We start from the raw sequence: 17,192 nt of genomic DNA on the forward strand, positions 1-17,192 counted from the left end.
AATGGAGGCACATATGGTTACTAAGTTAAAACAGATGGATAACTACTTCCCGCATTTCCTACTGCTATTCATTGTGTTTCAACCAATTTTAGATTTACTAACATCTTTCTCAATCTATGTATTACACATGAGTGCAACAGTCGGAATCGTAGTCCGTTTCGCCTTTATGCTTCTTGCATTAGGTTATCTACTTCTTCATCATAAACAACCAGGTGCGAAAAAGTATATTATTTACTTATGTCTATTTGGCATTGTACTCGCAATCGGTCTTGTAAATAATTTAATGGTCAAATCTCCTATTTCATTCGGAGAAGAAGTGAAATTTATTTTAAAGAGTATATATCCAATTGTACTACTGTTTGGATATATTATCGCACTGAAAGAACTAAAAAATAACGACTATGCGTTTCATAAAATCATTACCTATTTCTTATATGCAACATTAATTTTGAGTATTTCACTCATTGCGGCGATGGTAACGGGTACAGATTTCCAAAGCTATCCTCATTCAAAGATCGGTTCAAGAGGTTGGTTCTTTGCTGGGAATGATTTAAGTTCTATTTTTGCAATTATGTTCCCAATCGTTGTCTTATACTCAGTTCATAAAACAACATCTTTCTCGAAATTCTATTACTGGATTCCAACTGTACTCGCGATGTATGCAAGCATTATGGTCGGAACGAAAGTAGGATACGGTGCAATTCTTGTTACGCTTGGTGTGGCACTGTTATTCTCATTCATTCAATACATGATCCATCGCAAACAAGAAGGAAAAGGATTCACACATCTTGTAAACACAGTTATTGCTGCTGTCGTATTAGGAGGGTTACTTGCACTTACACCACAAACTCCTATCGCCAAAAATATGAGCATTCATTTACAAATGTATGAATATAAAAAATCAGTACAAGAAGAAAAAGAACGAAAAGAAGGAAAAGTAATTAAAGAAGAAGAACATAAGCAGGGTGAACTAACAGATTCTGAAGTAAAAAGTTTAATTTACAGTGATCGTGACAAGTATTTAAAAGTATACAAACAATATTATAAAGACGCACCACTATCTCAAAAACTATTTGGAATGGGATACGCTGGTAACTATACAACGAAAATAAAGTTAATCGAAATGGATTTCTACGACCTATTCTTCGCATTCGGAATTGTCGGGTTCCTTATGTACTTACTACCGATTCTTTATTTCGGTATAAAGATATTCATTCGTATAATCACAAACTTCAAGAAACTATTTAGCACAAAACACATGCTACTAGCTAGCACACTCGTCCTATCACTCGGCATCGCCTTTATGTCCGGACACGTATTAACAGCACCAGCCGTTAGTATTTTCTTTGCTGTTATACTTGCTTATATGATCGTTGATTTAGAAATTGAATAACAAAAAGAAAGTGCTCCAAAGAGCCAGTTACACTGGCTTTTGGAGCACTTTTTCTTTTCCTATAAATGAAAAAATAAAAAGCGTTCAAAAGTAGCTATTCAGCTACCTTTGAAACGCTTTTTTTATCATTATATATTACTTAATGATGTTTTTAACAGTAATGCTTTCGAAAGCAGCTAATTTGTTATCGTTACTGTCAGTAACTTTAACGCCGTCTTTACCAGGTTTTACTGTAAGTGTTTTAGCAAGTTCTTTGCTGTCTAATGGACGGCTGAACGTGAATACAGCTTTAGAACCATCAACACCTGCTTTTGTCACAGTAATGTTTTTGTCTGTTCCTAATTCTTTAGTAACATCTTTACCGTCAAGAAGAACGATGAAGTCAGCTGCATTAACAGTTTCATCTTTAACAGCTTCGCTGAAAGTTAATTCTAATTTTTGGCCATCTACAAGCTCAGCTTTTTCTACTGTTGGAGCTACGTTTTCAGTAATTTCAACATATAGATTAGCTTTTTCGCCAGCTTTTGCTTCTACAGCTTTCGTGCTATCTTTAACACCGTTTACAGCAACAGCATATTTACCAGTAGCTTCTACTGAATTAGCTTTTAATGTAAGTTTTACTGTAGCACCTTCGCTAGTATTAGCAGTTAATACAGCTTTTTCTACTTTTGCACCTTCGATTGCATAGTTTGCTGCATTTGTAGCTGAAGCACCGTCAACTTGACCAGCAAATGTAATGATTACTTCATTGTTTGTAGTTGTAGGAGCTACGCTGTAAGTAAGTTCTTTAACTTCATTTTTAACTGTACCTACATCAAAAGTAAGTGATTTTGCTTTTGTTGCATTACCAGCAGCATCTTTAGTAAGTCCTGCACCTAAATCAACTGTCCATTTTCCAGTTGCTAATTTTGATAAATCAACTTTAACAACTTTTTTGTTTTTGCTGTCTACTGCAGCTGTAACATCAATGTCAGGTGTTGTAGTTACATAATCCTTAACTAAAGTACCTGCTACTGGAAGTTGTTTAGCATCTAATGTTTCTACATCTTCATTGTAAGTTAATACAAGAACTTGTTTGTTATCTTCAGTTACAACTTCATGCTTAACTAGTTCTGGAGCTACTTTATCTTCTTTAAGAGTAACAACTACTTGTTTTTTGTACTCTTTCTCTAATTTAGCACCAACGCTATCAGCTGTACCAGCTTTAACTGCGAAATTATTAATTCCATCTACTAAGTTAGCTGTTACGTAAGCAACTTTGCTGTTGTCTTTGTCTAGTTCAACTTTTGTTGCTGGAGCGCCATTTACAGTAACACCAGCTTCTAATGCTGTTGCTGTAAATTCTTTAGAGAATGTTACTTTTAATTGGTTGTTAGAAATAGCTTCTACACCTGTTACTTGTGGTGCAGTTTTATCGATCGCTTGTTTTTTAACTTTTACTTTTGCTGGGTTTGGAGAAATTAAGTTACCAGCAAAGTCAGTAGCACCAACGATTGTTACTACAGCTTCAGTGTTTTCTTTAACTGCAGATAAATCGATAGTTGCGAAGTTGTCGCCTGAGTTAAATGATTTTAAAGTTGCACCTTGTGTTCCAGTTACTTTACCGATGTCTTTAACTGGCTCAGAGAATAAAACTTTAGCAGTGTTTACATCTACATATTCTACACCTTTAACTTCTGGGCGAGCTGTATCTTTGTAAGTGATTACTTGTGTAAATTTGCCAGTTTTTACTTTAGCATCAGCTTTTGTTGCAACTGGGTTTACAACTAATACAACGTCTTTAACGTCGTTTAAGTTTTCGAAAGTTACTACAGCAGTTTGGTTATCACTAGAAACAGTGATGTCTGTAGCATCTTTACCTTCTAAAGTGAATAATTTTAAAGCTTCAGCTTTTTTAGCTGCGTCTTTTGTATCGATGCTAACTTCAGTACCGAATTTAACTTCTACTTGTTTAGCATTGATTGGAGTTGCAGAAACAACTTTTGCTTCTGTTTTCTTGTAGTTCATTGCATTGTAAATGAACTGAGCTGCTTCTTCACGAGATACAACTTTGTTTGGTTTGAATGTGCCATCACCGTAACCTGAGATAAGGCCTAGGCTTGCAAGAGTTTCAATTGAAGGTTTTGCAGTTGCCCAACCTAAATTTTCAAGGTCACTGAAAGTTTGCTTATTGTTTTCATCAGCTTTGAAGCCGTATGCGTTAACAAGAATTTGTGCCATTTGTGCACGAGTTAACTGATCTTTTGGTCCGAATTTATTGTCGCCAATACCAGCCATTAATTTGTTAGATTCAGCAGCTGAAACCCATTGAGCATACCATTCATTTGCATCTACATCTGTAAATGAAGTGCTTTTTGAATTAGGTTTAATGTCTTTCGCTTTTACGATGAAAGTAGCTACTTCAGCACGAGTTACATCTTTACCTAAACCGAATGTACCGTCAGTCAGACCTGAGATGATTCCTTTTGCTGCCATTTCGTTGATTGCTTTTGTATACCATTGACCACTTGGAACATCCGGGAATGCATTTTCAGATGCAGATGCAGCAACTGGTGCTACTACTCCTGCTACCATTGCAGCTGTCATTGTACCAGCCATTAATTTGTTAAAAGACTTATTTTTTGCCATTGATCTATTTCCTCCTTGAGAAATATAATACTAGCTTTAGAAATATGTATTTGAAAAACTAGTGATTTACTAAATTCATATATTAATCTACAAACACTTTTTGAAGAATAGTAATTTATCAGCCATAATAAATTCTATCTTTTACCAAAAAGTTAAACCATGTATATAATACGTCATAATTCTTTTTTTTTAAAGGGTTTATTATCGCATAATTCGACAATTTCTTAACATTTGTCGAATTATATCTTTATCAAATTTTCTAATATGTAAACGTATATACATCGTTTGTATTTAATATACAGATAGTATTATAGCATACATACTGAATGGATTGACAATTTATATTCTTTAAAATTATCGACACTCTTCGACATGTATACGTTTTATTTACCTTATTTTGTCGAATTATTTGTTATTTTTTTGAACAAAATGGAATTGTTTTCATTTTAATGTCACTAAATACCACTTGATGCCATCATTTGTTATATTCAACAAACAAAAAACTGATCCCCTTTTTCATTTTTCACAAAATGCATCTAGGTGATCAGTCTTTGTTTACTTTATTAGTGTTTTACGTACTCTACATTTTCTTTTGCAACATATGCTTCATTTACAGCAGGATCATCAGAAATGATTTTAACCCATGCTTGTCCATTTATCGTTTCTTCGCCTGTAATCGTAACAACTTTATTTGGCGATAAGCTATACAGTTTTGCGCCTGACGTACGAGGATCTTTTTTCACTTCTACCTTGTTTGTTACACGTGCAAGTTTATATTTGTTGTACTCTTTCTTACCTAAGTACGAATCAAAACGGAACATATGCCCTGCTACTTTTTTACCCCAGTTTGCATCAGATGCATAGTTCATATTTATACCACCAGATTTATCACCTGTATACGCTGCTGTATAACGCCAATGTCCTGGATTTAAATACCATTCATTCATATATACTTTTGCAGCATCTTCAATACAATCCTCTTTGGAATTGAATGTTTTACCGTTACCAAATGGATTATTATCCGTTGCATTTAAACCAAATAAGTTATTTTTATCTCGTGCAAGATCGCTTGTTCCATATAAACTCTCATGAACTGCTAATGAATATAGGAATAATGCATTTACATTATACTTGCTTTCTACTTCTTTAAACTTCTTTCCTAAACCGATTAATGGAGAATCTGCTCTAACTGATTTTACATAACTATCTAATTGTTCTGCTGTGTACTCTGTTTTAGAGCGTAATGATAAGTAATTAAAATATTGATAGAACGTTTCATTTCCAAATGTCTTTCCATCTATACTCTCCATTTGTTGCCCCGGCTTCATAAAAGCAGGTGCCGCGCCGTATCTATATCCTGTATAGCTCGGCTTCTTTTCAAACTCATAATATCTATGATATAAGTATCCATCATTGGCAACATAATAATATGATTTTTGCATTTCTTTTTCAGGAACTAACGTGACTTCATTTTTCTTCACATAACCTGTTAAATCAGAGAGTTGTATTTTCACACGATCTTCTCCAACTTCTAACACTTTAAATTCTGTTCCATACTCAAGGTATGTATATACTGTTTTTAAATTTTCACCGTAAATATTAATTGTATTTCCATTAACTCTCTTCGCAGTTGCAAAGCCATCTTTAACCCAGACATACTCATTTTCATATTTCACTGCATTGATGCCTTTATTTTGTGCAGCTGTAACAGCTTCTTTATATGTAGTGTAACGCTCTACTACTTTCCCTGCATCATTTAACAACACATAATTCTTTGTTTCTACAGGCGTTTCTCCACCACCAATTTTATCAAGCATTAAGTTTAGCATCGCCGAAGCCATACCTCTTGTTGCTGATAAATGCGGTCTAAACGTATTATCTTCTGGATAACCTTTAATAATCCCGGTAGCTACCATAACTTGTACATGTTCTTTATAGTTAATACGATTCGTATCAGCAAATGTAAGCGGACTTACAGTTACTTTAACATTCTTATAATCTAGCGCCTGTTTTACCATTACGGCCATTTCTTCACGTGTAATCACATCACCAGGTGAAAAAGTCTCCGGACTACGCCCCTTAATAATTCCCGCTCCGAATGCTCTACTTACACCGTCATATAAGCCGTAAGATTTTGGCACATCACTAAAATTCGAATCTGCTTGTGGAAGTTGCAGCGCTTTCGCTATTAATGTAGCAAACTCCGCTCTCGTTATCGCTTTATCCGGTAAATATACATTATCTCCATATCCAGACATAATCCCTTTATTAATAAGAGTGCGCATATGCTGTTCAAATAAGTGCCCTGTAATATCATCGCTCGCCGCATAACTTGAAATAGGCGTTAAAAGCAATGATCCCGTTAATGCAACTGCCGTAATACCCTTTGAAAATTTCTTCACGGTTATCCTCCTCGTAATCTACTAATTTATCATTCCAACACCGATTATATACTAATTATATAAACATGATAAATAAAAATTAACATAAAGCCTTTTAAAAATACATATTTTATTATATAAGAATAATATATAATTCTACTATTGTTCTTTCCTACCTCATTCTTTTCCAACCGTGAAATCCTTTATGATATAATGGCGTAGTTATTTCTGTTTATATAGAAATAACTGCAAAGATATTACATACTACGGAGGATAACTATGCCTAGACTATATACATTTGCATTTAAATCATTGCAAATATTAACGGCTTTATTTTTTGCAATGACGCTTATTTTCTCATTGCAATATTTAATAACCGAACCGAAGTACAACACCTTTTTACTTATAGTTGCACTCATGATTGTTCTAATCGGTATCGTATTCATTTCTATCATCATGAACCGATTCTTTACTCAAACACAATTTATCATATTTCTTTGTTTACTAGCATTCATACTGCGCCTTACATGGGTGTTAACAGTCCATACAAATATCGTACAAGATTTCGCACAAATGTATAACGGAGCAGTTGATGCGGCAAATAACAATTTCTCATTCGCAAACGAAACATACTTTACTACTTGGGTATATCAGCTAGGCTTTACGATGTATCAAGCTGGTGTTTTGAAATTGTTTGGAGAAAGTGTATTGGCGATTAAATTACTAAACGTACTATACTGCACTGGTATTACGTACTTTATATATCGCATAGCTTCGCATTTATTTAACGAATTTAGCGGCAGAGTTGCAGCACTCATTTTCGCAACATACATTCCTAACATTATGATGACTTCTGTTTTAACAAATCAGCACCTCGCAACATTTTTATTCTACGCTGGTTTTTATCTTCTCGTAAAAAAAGGAATCTCGCATTCGTATGCATGGATATTTGTCAGTATTCTTATTGCATTTGGCGATATTATGAGACCGATTGGTATTGTTATTTTACTAGCGCTCATTCTTTTCCTACTGATCACTCACGTAATAGGTGATCAAAAAATTAATAAAAAAATGGTCGTTTCAAAGTTAATTGGTATGCTTGGCGTTTATTATATCGTGCACTTTATCTTTAGTTATACATTAATCGCTACAGGGGTTACACAATATCCATTATCTAGTCGAGACCCTTATTGGAAATTTGTAGTCGGATTAAACCCTGAGACAACAGGTGGATTTTCTTTCCCTGACCATAAACTTGTTTTTCAATATCCGATTGGCGAGGAACGTTTTGAAATTGAAAAACAACTCATTACAGAAAGAATTGCGGATAAAGGACAGCTATTATTGTTATTCAAAAATAAATTTAAAGTTATGTGGGGAGATTATGACGCATCCATTTATTGGGGGCTAGAAGGGTATATAAAACCTGAATTATCACGATTACTATGGACGTTAGAAAAATTATGTTACGTAAGCATCTGCCTATTCGCTCTTATCGCTTCCATCAAAACGATAAGAGAACAAAAAAATAAAACGTTACTATTCTTCTCTCTATTAATTTTAGGTTACGCAGGAGTCCATATATTTATTGAGGTACAATCGCGTTATCGCTACTTTATAATACCGACGTTTATGATTATGCAAGGTTACGGCGTCTATCTCATTACGCAATATATGAAAAAAAGATTCAGAGCGTAAAGAAATACATTAACAAAAAAACACTCTACTTTTTCTGTAGAGTGTTTTTTTCTATATGATAAATAATTTTCTTGGCTGCTTGTTCACCTTGCAGTTGAAGCTCATCTACTCTTCTTTGCAGGGATTGCTGTATATCTTCATGCTGCATCACTTGCTTTTTCGCAATTTTATATAAATCGTCGGCACTCCAGTCTCCATCCACACTTCCTATAACAGGTTGATTCACTTGTCTTAAAAACGAATCAATTTTTGGATCGTATGAGATTCCGACCATCGGTGTTTTGGCGACAGCCGAAAAAATGAGAGCATGTAGACGCATACCAATTAAAAGTGAGCACTCTGACAAAATAGATATTTTCTCATCAATATCCATTTTATATGGAAGCATATACGTTTCTTCTCCCATTAAGTCCACTACATCACGCGAAGCATTTTGATCAAATGGCCCATGCATCGGGACGAATAAAATTTGGTATCCTTCTTGCTTCAATTTTTTTAAAGCGATCGCTAACTTTTTTATGTAATCTTCTTTTGCATTCCAGTGACGCACACTAACTGCAATAATTTTCCCGTGCAAATCATGTTTTTGTAGCCAATCCGATTGTTTTTTTCGTTTCCATGTTAAAACCGGATCTGGAACAAGCTCAATATCACTTTTCAATCCAAGTTCTTTTAAATATAAAAATGAATCCTCATCTCGAACTGATATATATGCAGCTTTTGACAAATGCCATTTCACTAATAGTCGATTATGTCTTTTTGTAATCGGTCCTATTCCTTGCGAATAAATGTAATACGGTTTTTTTAGCATACGGGCAAACCCCATTATACCCGTATAGTATAAAATGCTTTTCACACTTGTTTTATCTTGGAGGAGACTCCCTCCACCACTAATAAGCCCGTCACTATTTTTTATTGCTTTATAAACCGATTTTATACTCCAACGATTTACCGCTTCTACTCCGTACATTTTCCTTGTATAGTCAGGGTCATTTGACAGCACAACGAGTTCAATATTCGGATTCTCTTTATGTAACGATTCAATAATCGATTGTAGAATAGCTTCGTCTCCAACGTTATAAAAACCATAATATCCTGATAAAACTAACCGCACTCTTAATCTCCTCCAACATTTGGTAACCAATTGTTTCATCTATCATAACTGGTACCAACTCCTTACCTAAAAAACACGATACGTTAAAAAGTATCATCACAATAAGCCCGTCCGAATTCCAATTCTCAAATTCCGTAATTTTCTTTATCTATTTTTTCAAAAATGGTATTTGTCTTGTTGATATCCAGTTTAACTTCAAAGCACATACCCCGTACAAAATTGTTGCAATAACAAATGCTACACCACTATATACTAGCGCAATCATTCTTGAAGATGTAACGTCTATCACCGTAGTTAATTCATAGAGCCCTAATCCTAAAATACAAGATACTCCTATTACAGTAAAAAATCTTCCTATGCGAATGGAATAGGAGAGATATTTTCGAATGTATAGATGATTTACGATACAGATTAACACATATATAATCAATGTACTATACGCCGCTCCATCTATACCGAACTTTCTCGTTAATACTATGTTTAATAAACCTTTCACAAAGCTTGCGCCGATAACAATCCACGCAGCTTGTGCAGAACGGTTAATCCCTTGCAAAACTCCTATTGATAATACCATAACTGATGTGAAATACGAACTACCAATCATAATAGCTAACATACTACTTCCCTTCGCATCTGTAAACAATCCCACATTTAATGGAACTGTTAATGCCATTAGCCATATCGTTAACGGGGCTGTTAGCACATGCATAAGTGAGTTCGTATTTTGAACTGTCGTTTTAGCTAAATTCATATCTCTTTTCGTTAGCGCAGATGTTAATAATGGTATTAACGGAAATACAATTGCACTTGCGAAAACAACGATTAATTGTGTAAATGCAGAACCTCGGCTATATATACCAAATTGCGCTTGAATTTCTGCAGATGACCCTTGCAGTACATGTGGCACTGTAAGCGAATCTACTAAATTTAAAAGCGGCATGGATAAAGCTCCAATAGCAATTGGAATAGATACTTGCAATATTTTCTTTCCGTCTTCTCTCAAATCTCGCAGTGAATACGAGCTTTCCTTATATCGGTATGAACTTTTGTTGTACGTCATACGTAAATATATAAGGGAACTTATTACCCCGAGAAAAGATCCAACCATTGCCCCACTAGTAATGACTGCACTACTTTCATTCCAATATACTAATATATAAGCGATGATTAACATAAAGAATACTCGTACAAATTGCTCAATGACTTGTGATATCCCCGTCGGTTTCATATCACCAAACCCTTGGAAATAACCACGATAAACTGCCATATATGGTGCAACGAGTAACGCCGATGACGTAACGAGTAATGGAATCCTCGTTTCTTGTCCACCAAGCATGCTTGCAATTTCAGTAGAGAATAATACAATCACTAAACATCCAAATGCACCGAAAGCCATTCCTATAATCGATGCCGATTTAAATAATTTCGCAATGTCTTTTTTCTTATTCTTTCCGTTTAACTCTGCAATCAATTTTGAAATTGCTAGCGGAACACCCGCTACTGACAATGTAAGAGCAATCATATATACAGGGAAAACAAGGCGAAATATACCAAGTACTTCATCTCCTGCAATATTTTGTAACGGAATTTGAAAAAAACTACCAAGCAATTTCGACAGAAAAGTTGTAATTGTTAAAATTGCCGCACCTTTTACAAATTTCTTATTCATGTTCCTTCTCTTTTCTTTTTTACATATATTCTCAAACATATTATTACAAATTATAGAGACCGTATTTTATCTCATTAAATTATCATACCAAATTTCTTATATATTGAATACTTCCTTTTTTACAACAAAACGAAAGAATACTTACTCAAATAACCCTTTTACACACATCGCCTACCACTTTCCATTTCTACTTTTTTCTAGTATAACTATGCTATAATGTATCTATTGTCAGTCAGAGGAGTGTTACAAGAATGCTGGATTCGGTCAAGAAGTTATTGGGAGATTCACAAAAAAGAAAGATTAAAAATTATGAACAAATTGTGAATGATATTAATCAATTAGAATCTGTAATGGAAACATTATCAGATGATGAATTACGCCAAAAAACTATTGTTTTTCAAAACATGTTACAAAACGGAAAAACAGTTGATGATATAAAAGTAGAAGCATTTGCTGTCGTTCGAGAGGCTGCAAAACGAGTGCTTGGTCTTCGTCACTACGATGTACAGTTAATCGGTGGCCTTGTATTACTAGAAGGAAACATCGCTGAAATGCCTACAGGAGAAGGAAAAACGCTTGTTTCTTCTTTACCTACGTACGTACGTGCTCTTGAGAAAAAAGGTGTTCACGTTATTACAGTAAATGATTATTTAGCGAAGCGTGATAAAGAATTAATTGGACAAGTTCATGAGTTTCTCGGCTTAACAGTTGGATTAAATACGGGACAAATGGAATCTACTGATAAAAAGCTCGCTTATGAAGCTGACATTACATATGGAATTGGTACTGAGTTTGGTTTCGACTATCTTCGCGATAATATGGCAGCGTCTCAAGATCACCAAGTGCAGCGCCCATATCACTTTGCAATTATCGATGAGATTGACAGCGTTTTAATCGATGAAGCGAAAACACCTCTTATCATTGCTGGAAAGAAATCAAGTAGTTCTGATTTCCACCATTTATGTGCAAAGGTAATGAAAACCTTCCAAGATACAGAGCACTATATTTTTGATGCAGAAACGCGAACGTGTAGTTTCACAGAGGATGGCATTACGAAGATTGAAGACTTATTTGATATTGATAACTTGTATGATTTAGAACATCAAACTTTATATCATTATATGATTCAAGCATTACGTGCAAATGTCGCTTTCCAACTTGATGTAGACTATATTGTCGAGGATGAAAAAATCATGCTCGTTGATATTTTCACAGGACGTATTATGGATGGCCGCTCGTTAAGCGATGGATTACATCAGGCGCTTGAAGCGAAAGAAGGCTTACCGGTTACAGATGAGAATCAAACACAAGCATCTATTACAATTCAAAACTTCTTCCGCATGTATCCGTCATTATCTGGTATGACTGGTACAGCAAAAACAGAAGAGAAAGAATTTAACCGTGTATATAATATGGAAGTTATTTCAATTCCAACAAATCGCCCTATCATCCGTGAAGATAAACAAGACGTTGTATACGTTACTGCTGATGAAAAATATAAAGCGGTCCGTGAAGAAGTACTACATATACATCAAAAACAACGCCCTATTTTAATTGGTACGATGTCCATCCTTCAATCTGAAACAGTTGCACGTTATTTAGATGAAGCAAAACTATCTTATCAACTATTAAATGCAAAAAGTGCCGAGCAAGAAGCTGATTTAATTGCTTTAGCCGGGAAAAAAGGGCAAATTACAATCGCTACAAATATGGCAGGACGCGGAACGGATATTTTATTAGAAAAAGGTGTTCATGAACTTGGTGGTTTACATGTAATCGGAACAGAAAGACATGAATCTCGCCGCGTTGATAATCAATTAAAAGGTAGAGCCGGTCGACAAGGTGATCCTGGAAGTTCTAAATTCTTCCTTTCACTAGAGGATGAGATGATTCAACGTTTCGCAGGTGAAAAGGTAGATAAATTAAAAAAATCACTTAAAGTTGATACAGATGGGCTAATCCTAACGCAAAAAATTCACGATTTCGTAAACCGTACACAATTAATTTGTGAAGGCGGTCATTATGGAATACGAGAATTCAACTTAAAATTAGATGACGTGACTAACGATCAACGAAATGTCATCTATAAACTTCGTAATAACCTTTTAGACGCAGAAACAAATATGATAGAGATTGTTATCCCAATGATTGAACATACAATAAGTGCTGTAGCACAAAGATATTTAATAGAAGGTATGCTTCCAGAAGAATGGGATTATAAGAGTTTAACAGAAGAGCTAAAAGCCTTATTAGCAGACGAGGAAATCCCATCATTAACAGCAAATAATATCCATTCTATCGAAGATTTACATATTGCATTAAAGGATAATATTTCAAATCATGTAGAGCGTATTAAAACTTTAGAAAACAATACAAATGCACAACACGCATTACGTCAATTAGGGCTACACTTCCTTGATTCAAATTGGACAAATCACTTAAGTGCAATGCAACATTTAAAAGAAGGTATTGGCCTAAGACAATATCAACAAGAAGACCCAATACGCCTTTATCAAAAAGAGGGTCTTGAAATTTTCTTACAAACGTATAGTCATTTCGAGAGAGAAATGATTTTATATCTTGCACGATATTTAGAAGTTCCACAAAATGCATAATGAGGTGAATTACAATGTTATCATTTTTAAAAAAAGCAAAGAAAAAAGGTAAAGATACTGTCGTTTCTAGTTCTCAATTATTAGGCGGAGAAGAAACCCAACTAAAAAGTAAAAACGTAAAACCTACGCTTTACTTCCATCCTTCATGGGGCGAGGTTGCGCAAGAACAAAAATACATATATCAATTTTTACATAAATCATTACCTAGCTTACAAGAAAGTCAAGTTTCATTGGCTGGTATCGAAGCTGAACGACGTGATCACACGTATTACATTACAACATTCATTCGAAATAGTGTCGCACAACCTATTTCGTTCGAAACAATTACTTTATTACTAATAAACAAAGATGATGAGATTTGCGCACGTAAAACATTTGATCTATCAAACTTAGAAAATATCCCTTCAAATGTGAATATGCCTTGGACGTTTACATTTGAAGAATCTACAATGACAGATGCTAAATTGTCTGCTGAAGATTGGCAATTAGCCTTTGAATTTGATAAAGAACATACTTTAGATTTAGACCCTGCTTGGGCAGCACAACTAGCAGATTCTGCAAAAGAGAAATTAAAAGAACTCGTTGCAGGCCTAACGCCACCTAAAGTAAACGAACTGAATTTCTTAGGATTACAAGCTCGTCTAGCAGAAAATGATGGTTTACACACAACGATCTTACTACGTAATGGTCACAATCGAAATGTTACAATCGAACAGTTGCCGCTTCACATCTCAGACGCAACTGGAAATGTCATTGCAAAAGGTAGTTTCAACCTGAAAAACTTTGAAATAAAAGCAAATTCAACAAAACCGTGGACATTTACTTTCCCTACAACTGTAGTAGCTCAACAAGATATTGATTTATCAACATGGACTGCATTTGTTCCAAAATAAAACAAAATAAAAACAAGTCGTATTTTCTTTCCTATACGACTTGTTTTTTTATGTAAAATGTCATGTAATTCAACTACAAGCACTCAATATGATACGCTGCTTCTAACTTACAAAAATCATCTATATTGTTTATTTTGTTATCTTTTAATATTTTTAATTGCTCTTCAGTCGGCTCTTCGTTAATAAGCTCGTTAATTTTTTCATTCACTTTCACTGCTAACGCTTGATGGAAATCTGGATGTCCTTTCAACTCATCATCTACTTTATTAATCCAAGTTGATTTTGTGTATAAATACTGTTTCCACTGTTCAACAAATTGTTGCATATCAAACTTTTCTTCGTTCCATTCAATTTCCTTCATATACTGCTCAAAAGAAGCAACAATTGAACGTGTAATGCCGACTTTTACTCCGTGTGGTAACTGTTTGTACATCAAATATTCCCTCCAGCTTAAAACGATTTCTTTTCAGTGCAAAGAAATCTTAAAATTCTTACACTTTTTATGATATTATACTGCCAATCTAAGATGTTACTATACTGCTAAGTTTAGTAATTGTCAACAGACGTATAACATCTAGATATTCGAATTCAATACATACATATGCGAATAATAAGAAACCCTCACACTCTATCATGTGAGGGTCCTTCTCTATATTGTTTCAGCTTTCAAAAATTGCAATTGTTCCTTCTGCTCATCATTCGCCATCGTCACGATTGTTTTTTCAACATGCGGATGCACCTGTTCAAGCGTCACACTCATCCCCGCTTTACGAGACTGCTCAATGAAAGTTAATAATGCCATAGCTCCTGATACATCTATATAACGTACATCTTTCATACGTAAAATAACTGGAGATTTCACATCTTGTAAAGTATAAAAAACACGATCCACCGATAAGAAAGAAAGCGGTCCTTTAATTTTATACGTCACGTCCCCTTCATTTACAATAGAAGTTTTACGTTCTTTACATTTCACCATATATATAATGAAAGAAAGAATAATACCAAATGCAACAGCAATCATTAAATCAAACTTCACTGTAACGATCATCGTTACGAGCATAACAATAACATCACCTTTTGGCGCTACATGCATTTTCTTCATACTTTCCCAGTCGAACATTCCAATACCAGTTAAAATTAAAATACCTGATAATACAGCAAGCGGGATGTATTGTACGACCGAACCAAGTCCCATAATGAAAATAAATAATATAACACTATGCATACATGCTGAAAGCGCCGTTTTACCGCCACTTCTTATATTAACGATAGACCGAACCGTCGCACCTGCACCCGCTAATCCGCCAAACAATCCGCTCATCATATTACCGATACCTTGTCCAACGAGCTCTTTATTACTTTTATGACGTGTACCTGTCACATTATCCATTACGACCGATGTTAACAACGAGTCAATCGATCCTAACAAAGCAATACTAAGCGCTGGTAAAATAAGTTCCGCTATCCCTGCTCCACTTAAAGAGGGAATATGAAGCGTAGGCATCGCTTCTGGAATCGTTCCAATCTTTTCAATTACTTTATTTAGTGAAAGATTTCCGATAAACGGTACCTTCACTGTAAGCCCTTCAAGTAACGAAGAAAATAAAGGAAGCAAAGCAGTCACACCGACTAATGCAACTAAACTAGATGGAATTGCTTTAATCCACTTTCCAGAAACAATCATTACAATAATCGTTAATACTACGAGTAAAAAACTATTTTGCACATGTTTCATTTCACCTAAAATAATGATCAATGCTATACCGTTCATAAATCCTGAAACGACAGGATACGGAATATATCGAACGTAAGAACCGAGCTTACATACACCAAATAAAATTTGAAATAGTCCTGCCATCATAAAGGCAATAAAACTCGCCTCTAACCCATGCGTCGCAATAACTCCTGTCGCAATAACCGTAATCGGTCCAGTTGGCCCCGTTACTTGTCCAGGTGTCCCGCCAAATAACGCTGCGAATAAACCAGCAAAAATCGCACCGTATAATCCGACAAGCGCTCCTTCAGATGTTCCTGTCGCGGCAATACCAAATGCAATAGCAAGTGGCAACGCAACGATCGCAACAGTAAATCCTGCTAAACATTCCTTTGCTATTTTTTGAAACATATAAATAACCACCTTCATATAAAGTCCATTTCCCATTGTACACCTAAAAAGATATATTCGTTAGTCCACTTTTTACAGTATCGTGACGTAAACGTATTCAATGAAAAGTTTTCCCGTTATCTTTGGAAACAATTGCAACTATGCTATAATGAACGAATTAAATCTTTTACTATATACTTGGAGGCACTATGCTAACTTTTGAAGAAAAATTATCAATTATTGAATCTTTCCCAGAACTAGAAAGAAAGAACGTATCATTAAAACGTGTAAACTTTCACTTTGAAGAAAGTCGTTTAGATAAAAAGAACGTTGTATATCACTTACACCCAAATGGAAACGGATTTGTATATGCAAGCGGCATTAAAGGTTACAAAACGGACGATAAAGGCATGATTAACATCCGCGAGTTCTCAGCAGAAGAATTACGCTCAGTAATCGAGCAATCAATTGAATTACTTTCACAAGAAGAAGTAGTAGTACCTGCAGAACCTGCGAAAGAAGAAGAATGGCATAACGAAGATGGTCATATCCTGACTCTTATATCAGAAGATGACATGTGGAACGTGTACGCTGGTGTAAACTTAGACGGTACATTCAACTCTTATCCAGAAGCTGCAGAATACCTTGATGAAGAAGGATTTTCACGTAAATAATACGTTCAGCTGCATGCACA

At 35.0% G+C, this 17,192-nt stretch carries 11 protein-coding genes; 5 read left to right on the forward strand and 6 right to left on the reverse strand.

Annotated features, from left to right (window positions below):
• Positions 1–13 precede the first annotated feature (13 nt).
• Positions 14–1,393, forward strand: coding sequence for an O-antigen ligase family protein (locus EUC40_RS21460; RefSeq protein ID WP_156576543.1), 1,380 nt, complete (start codon positions 14–16; stop codon positions 1,391–1,393).
• Positions 1,394–1,528: 135 nt separating this feature from the next.
• On the opposite strand, the gene EUC40_RS21465 is transcribed toward EUC40_RS21460, so the two are convergent.
• Together EUC40_RS21465 and EUC40_RS21470 are read right to left on the reverse strand one after the other, a co-directional pair.
• Positions 1,529–4,021: an S-layer homology domain-containing protein gene (locus tag EUC40_RS21465; protein WP_156576544.1), complete on the reverse strand. Its 2,493-nt coding sequence runs from the start codon at positions 4,019–4,021 to the stop codon at positions 1,529–1,531.
• A 563-nt stretch (positions 4,022–4,584) separates the two neighbouring features.
• Positions 4,585–6,423, reverse strand: coding sequence for an S-layer homology domain-containing protein (locus EUC40_RS21470; protein WP_156576545.1), 1,839 nt, complete (start codon positions 6,421–6,423; stop codon positions 4,585–4,587).
• A gap of 258 nt (positions 6,424–6,681) precedes the next feature.
• Here EUC40_RS21470 and EUC40_RS21475 point away from each other — a divergent pair, with 258 nt between their 5' ends.
• Positions 6,682–8,100, forward strand: a complete 1,419-nt coding sequence (locus EUC40_RS21475; RefSeq protein WP_156576546.1) for a glycosyltransferase family 39 protein — start codon at positions 6,682–6,684, stop codon at positions 8,098–8,100.
• A 25-nt stretch (positions 8,101–8,125) separates the two neighbouring features.
• Here EUC40_RS21475 and csaB read toward each other — a convergent pair whose 3' ends face one another.
• Both csaB and EUC40_RS21485 read right to left on the reverse strand, forming a co-directional pair.
• Entirely contained in the window at positions 8,126–9,214 is a 1,089-nt protein-coding gene (gene csaB / locus EUC40_RS21480; RefSeq protein WP_156576547.1) for a polysaccharide pyruvyl transferase CsaB, read from the reverse strand.
• Between the two features lie 148 nt (positions 9,215–9,362).
• The gene (locus EUC40_RS21485) at positions 9,363–10,883 is read right to left on the reverse strand and encodes a putative polysaccharide biosynthesis protein (RefSeq protein ID WP_156576548.1); all 1,521 of its coding nucleotides are present in this window, start codon (positions 10,881–10,883) and stop codon (positions 9,363–9,365) included.
• A 251-nt stretch (positions 10,884–11,134) separates the two neighbouring features.
• On the opposite strand from EUC40_RS21485, the gene secA2 reads away from it, so the two are divergent.
• Together secA2 and EUC40_RS21495 are read left to right on the forward strand one after the other, a co-directional pair.
• Complete coding sequence (gene secA2 / locus EUC40_RS21490) at positions 11,135–13,498, forward strand: accessory Sec system translocase SecA2 (RefSeq protein ID WP_156576549.1); 2,364 nt, start codon at positions 11,135–11,137, stop codon at positions 13,496–13,498.
• A 14-nt stretch (positions 13,499–13,512) separates the two neighbouring features.
• A complete protein-coding gene (locus EUC40_RS21495) occupies positions 13,513–14,391 on the forward strand; it encodes an accessory Sec system S-layer assembly protein (protein ID WP_156576550.1) in 879 nt (292 codons plus the stop codon).
• A 73-nt stretch (positions 14,392–14,464) separates the two neighbouring features.
• Here the strand turns inward: EUC40_RS21495 and EUC40_RS21500 are convergent, their stop codons facing one another.
• Together EUC40_RS21500 and EUC40_RS21505 are read right to left on the reverse strand one after the other, a co-directional pair.
• On the reverse strand, positions 14,465–14,824 hold the full coding sequence (locus tag EUC40_RS21500) for a hypothetical protein (RefSeq protein WP_071710786.1): 360 nt from the start codon (positions 14,822–14,824) through the stop codon (positions 14,465–14,467).
• Between the two features lie 216 nt (positions 14,825–15,040).
• On the reverse strand, positions 15,041–16,519 hold the full coding sequence (locus tag EUC40_RS21505; protein WP_156576551.1) for a SulP family inorganic anion transporter: 1,479 nt from the start codon (positions 16,517–16,519) through the stop codon (positions 15,041–15,043).
• A 188-nt stretch (positions 16,520–16,707) separates the two neighbouring features.
• Here EUC40_RS21505 and EUC40_RS21510 point away from each other — a divergent pair, with 188 nt between their 5' ends.
• Positions 16,708–17,172, forward strand: a complete 465-nt coding sequence (locus tag EUC40_RS21510; RefSeq protein ID WP_156576552.1) for a hypothetical protein — start codon at positions 16,708–16,710, stop codon at positions 17,170–17,172.
• The last annotated feature ends 20 nt before the right edge of the window (positions 17,173–17,192 follow it).

The organism is Bacillus luti (assembly GCF_009739945.1).
Taxonomy (GTDB): Bacteria; Bacillota; Bacilli; order Bacillales; family Bacillaceae_G; genus Bacillus_A; species Bacillus_A luti.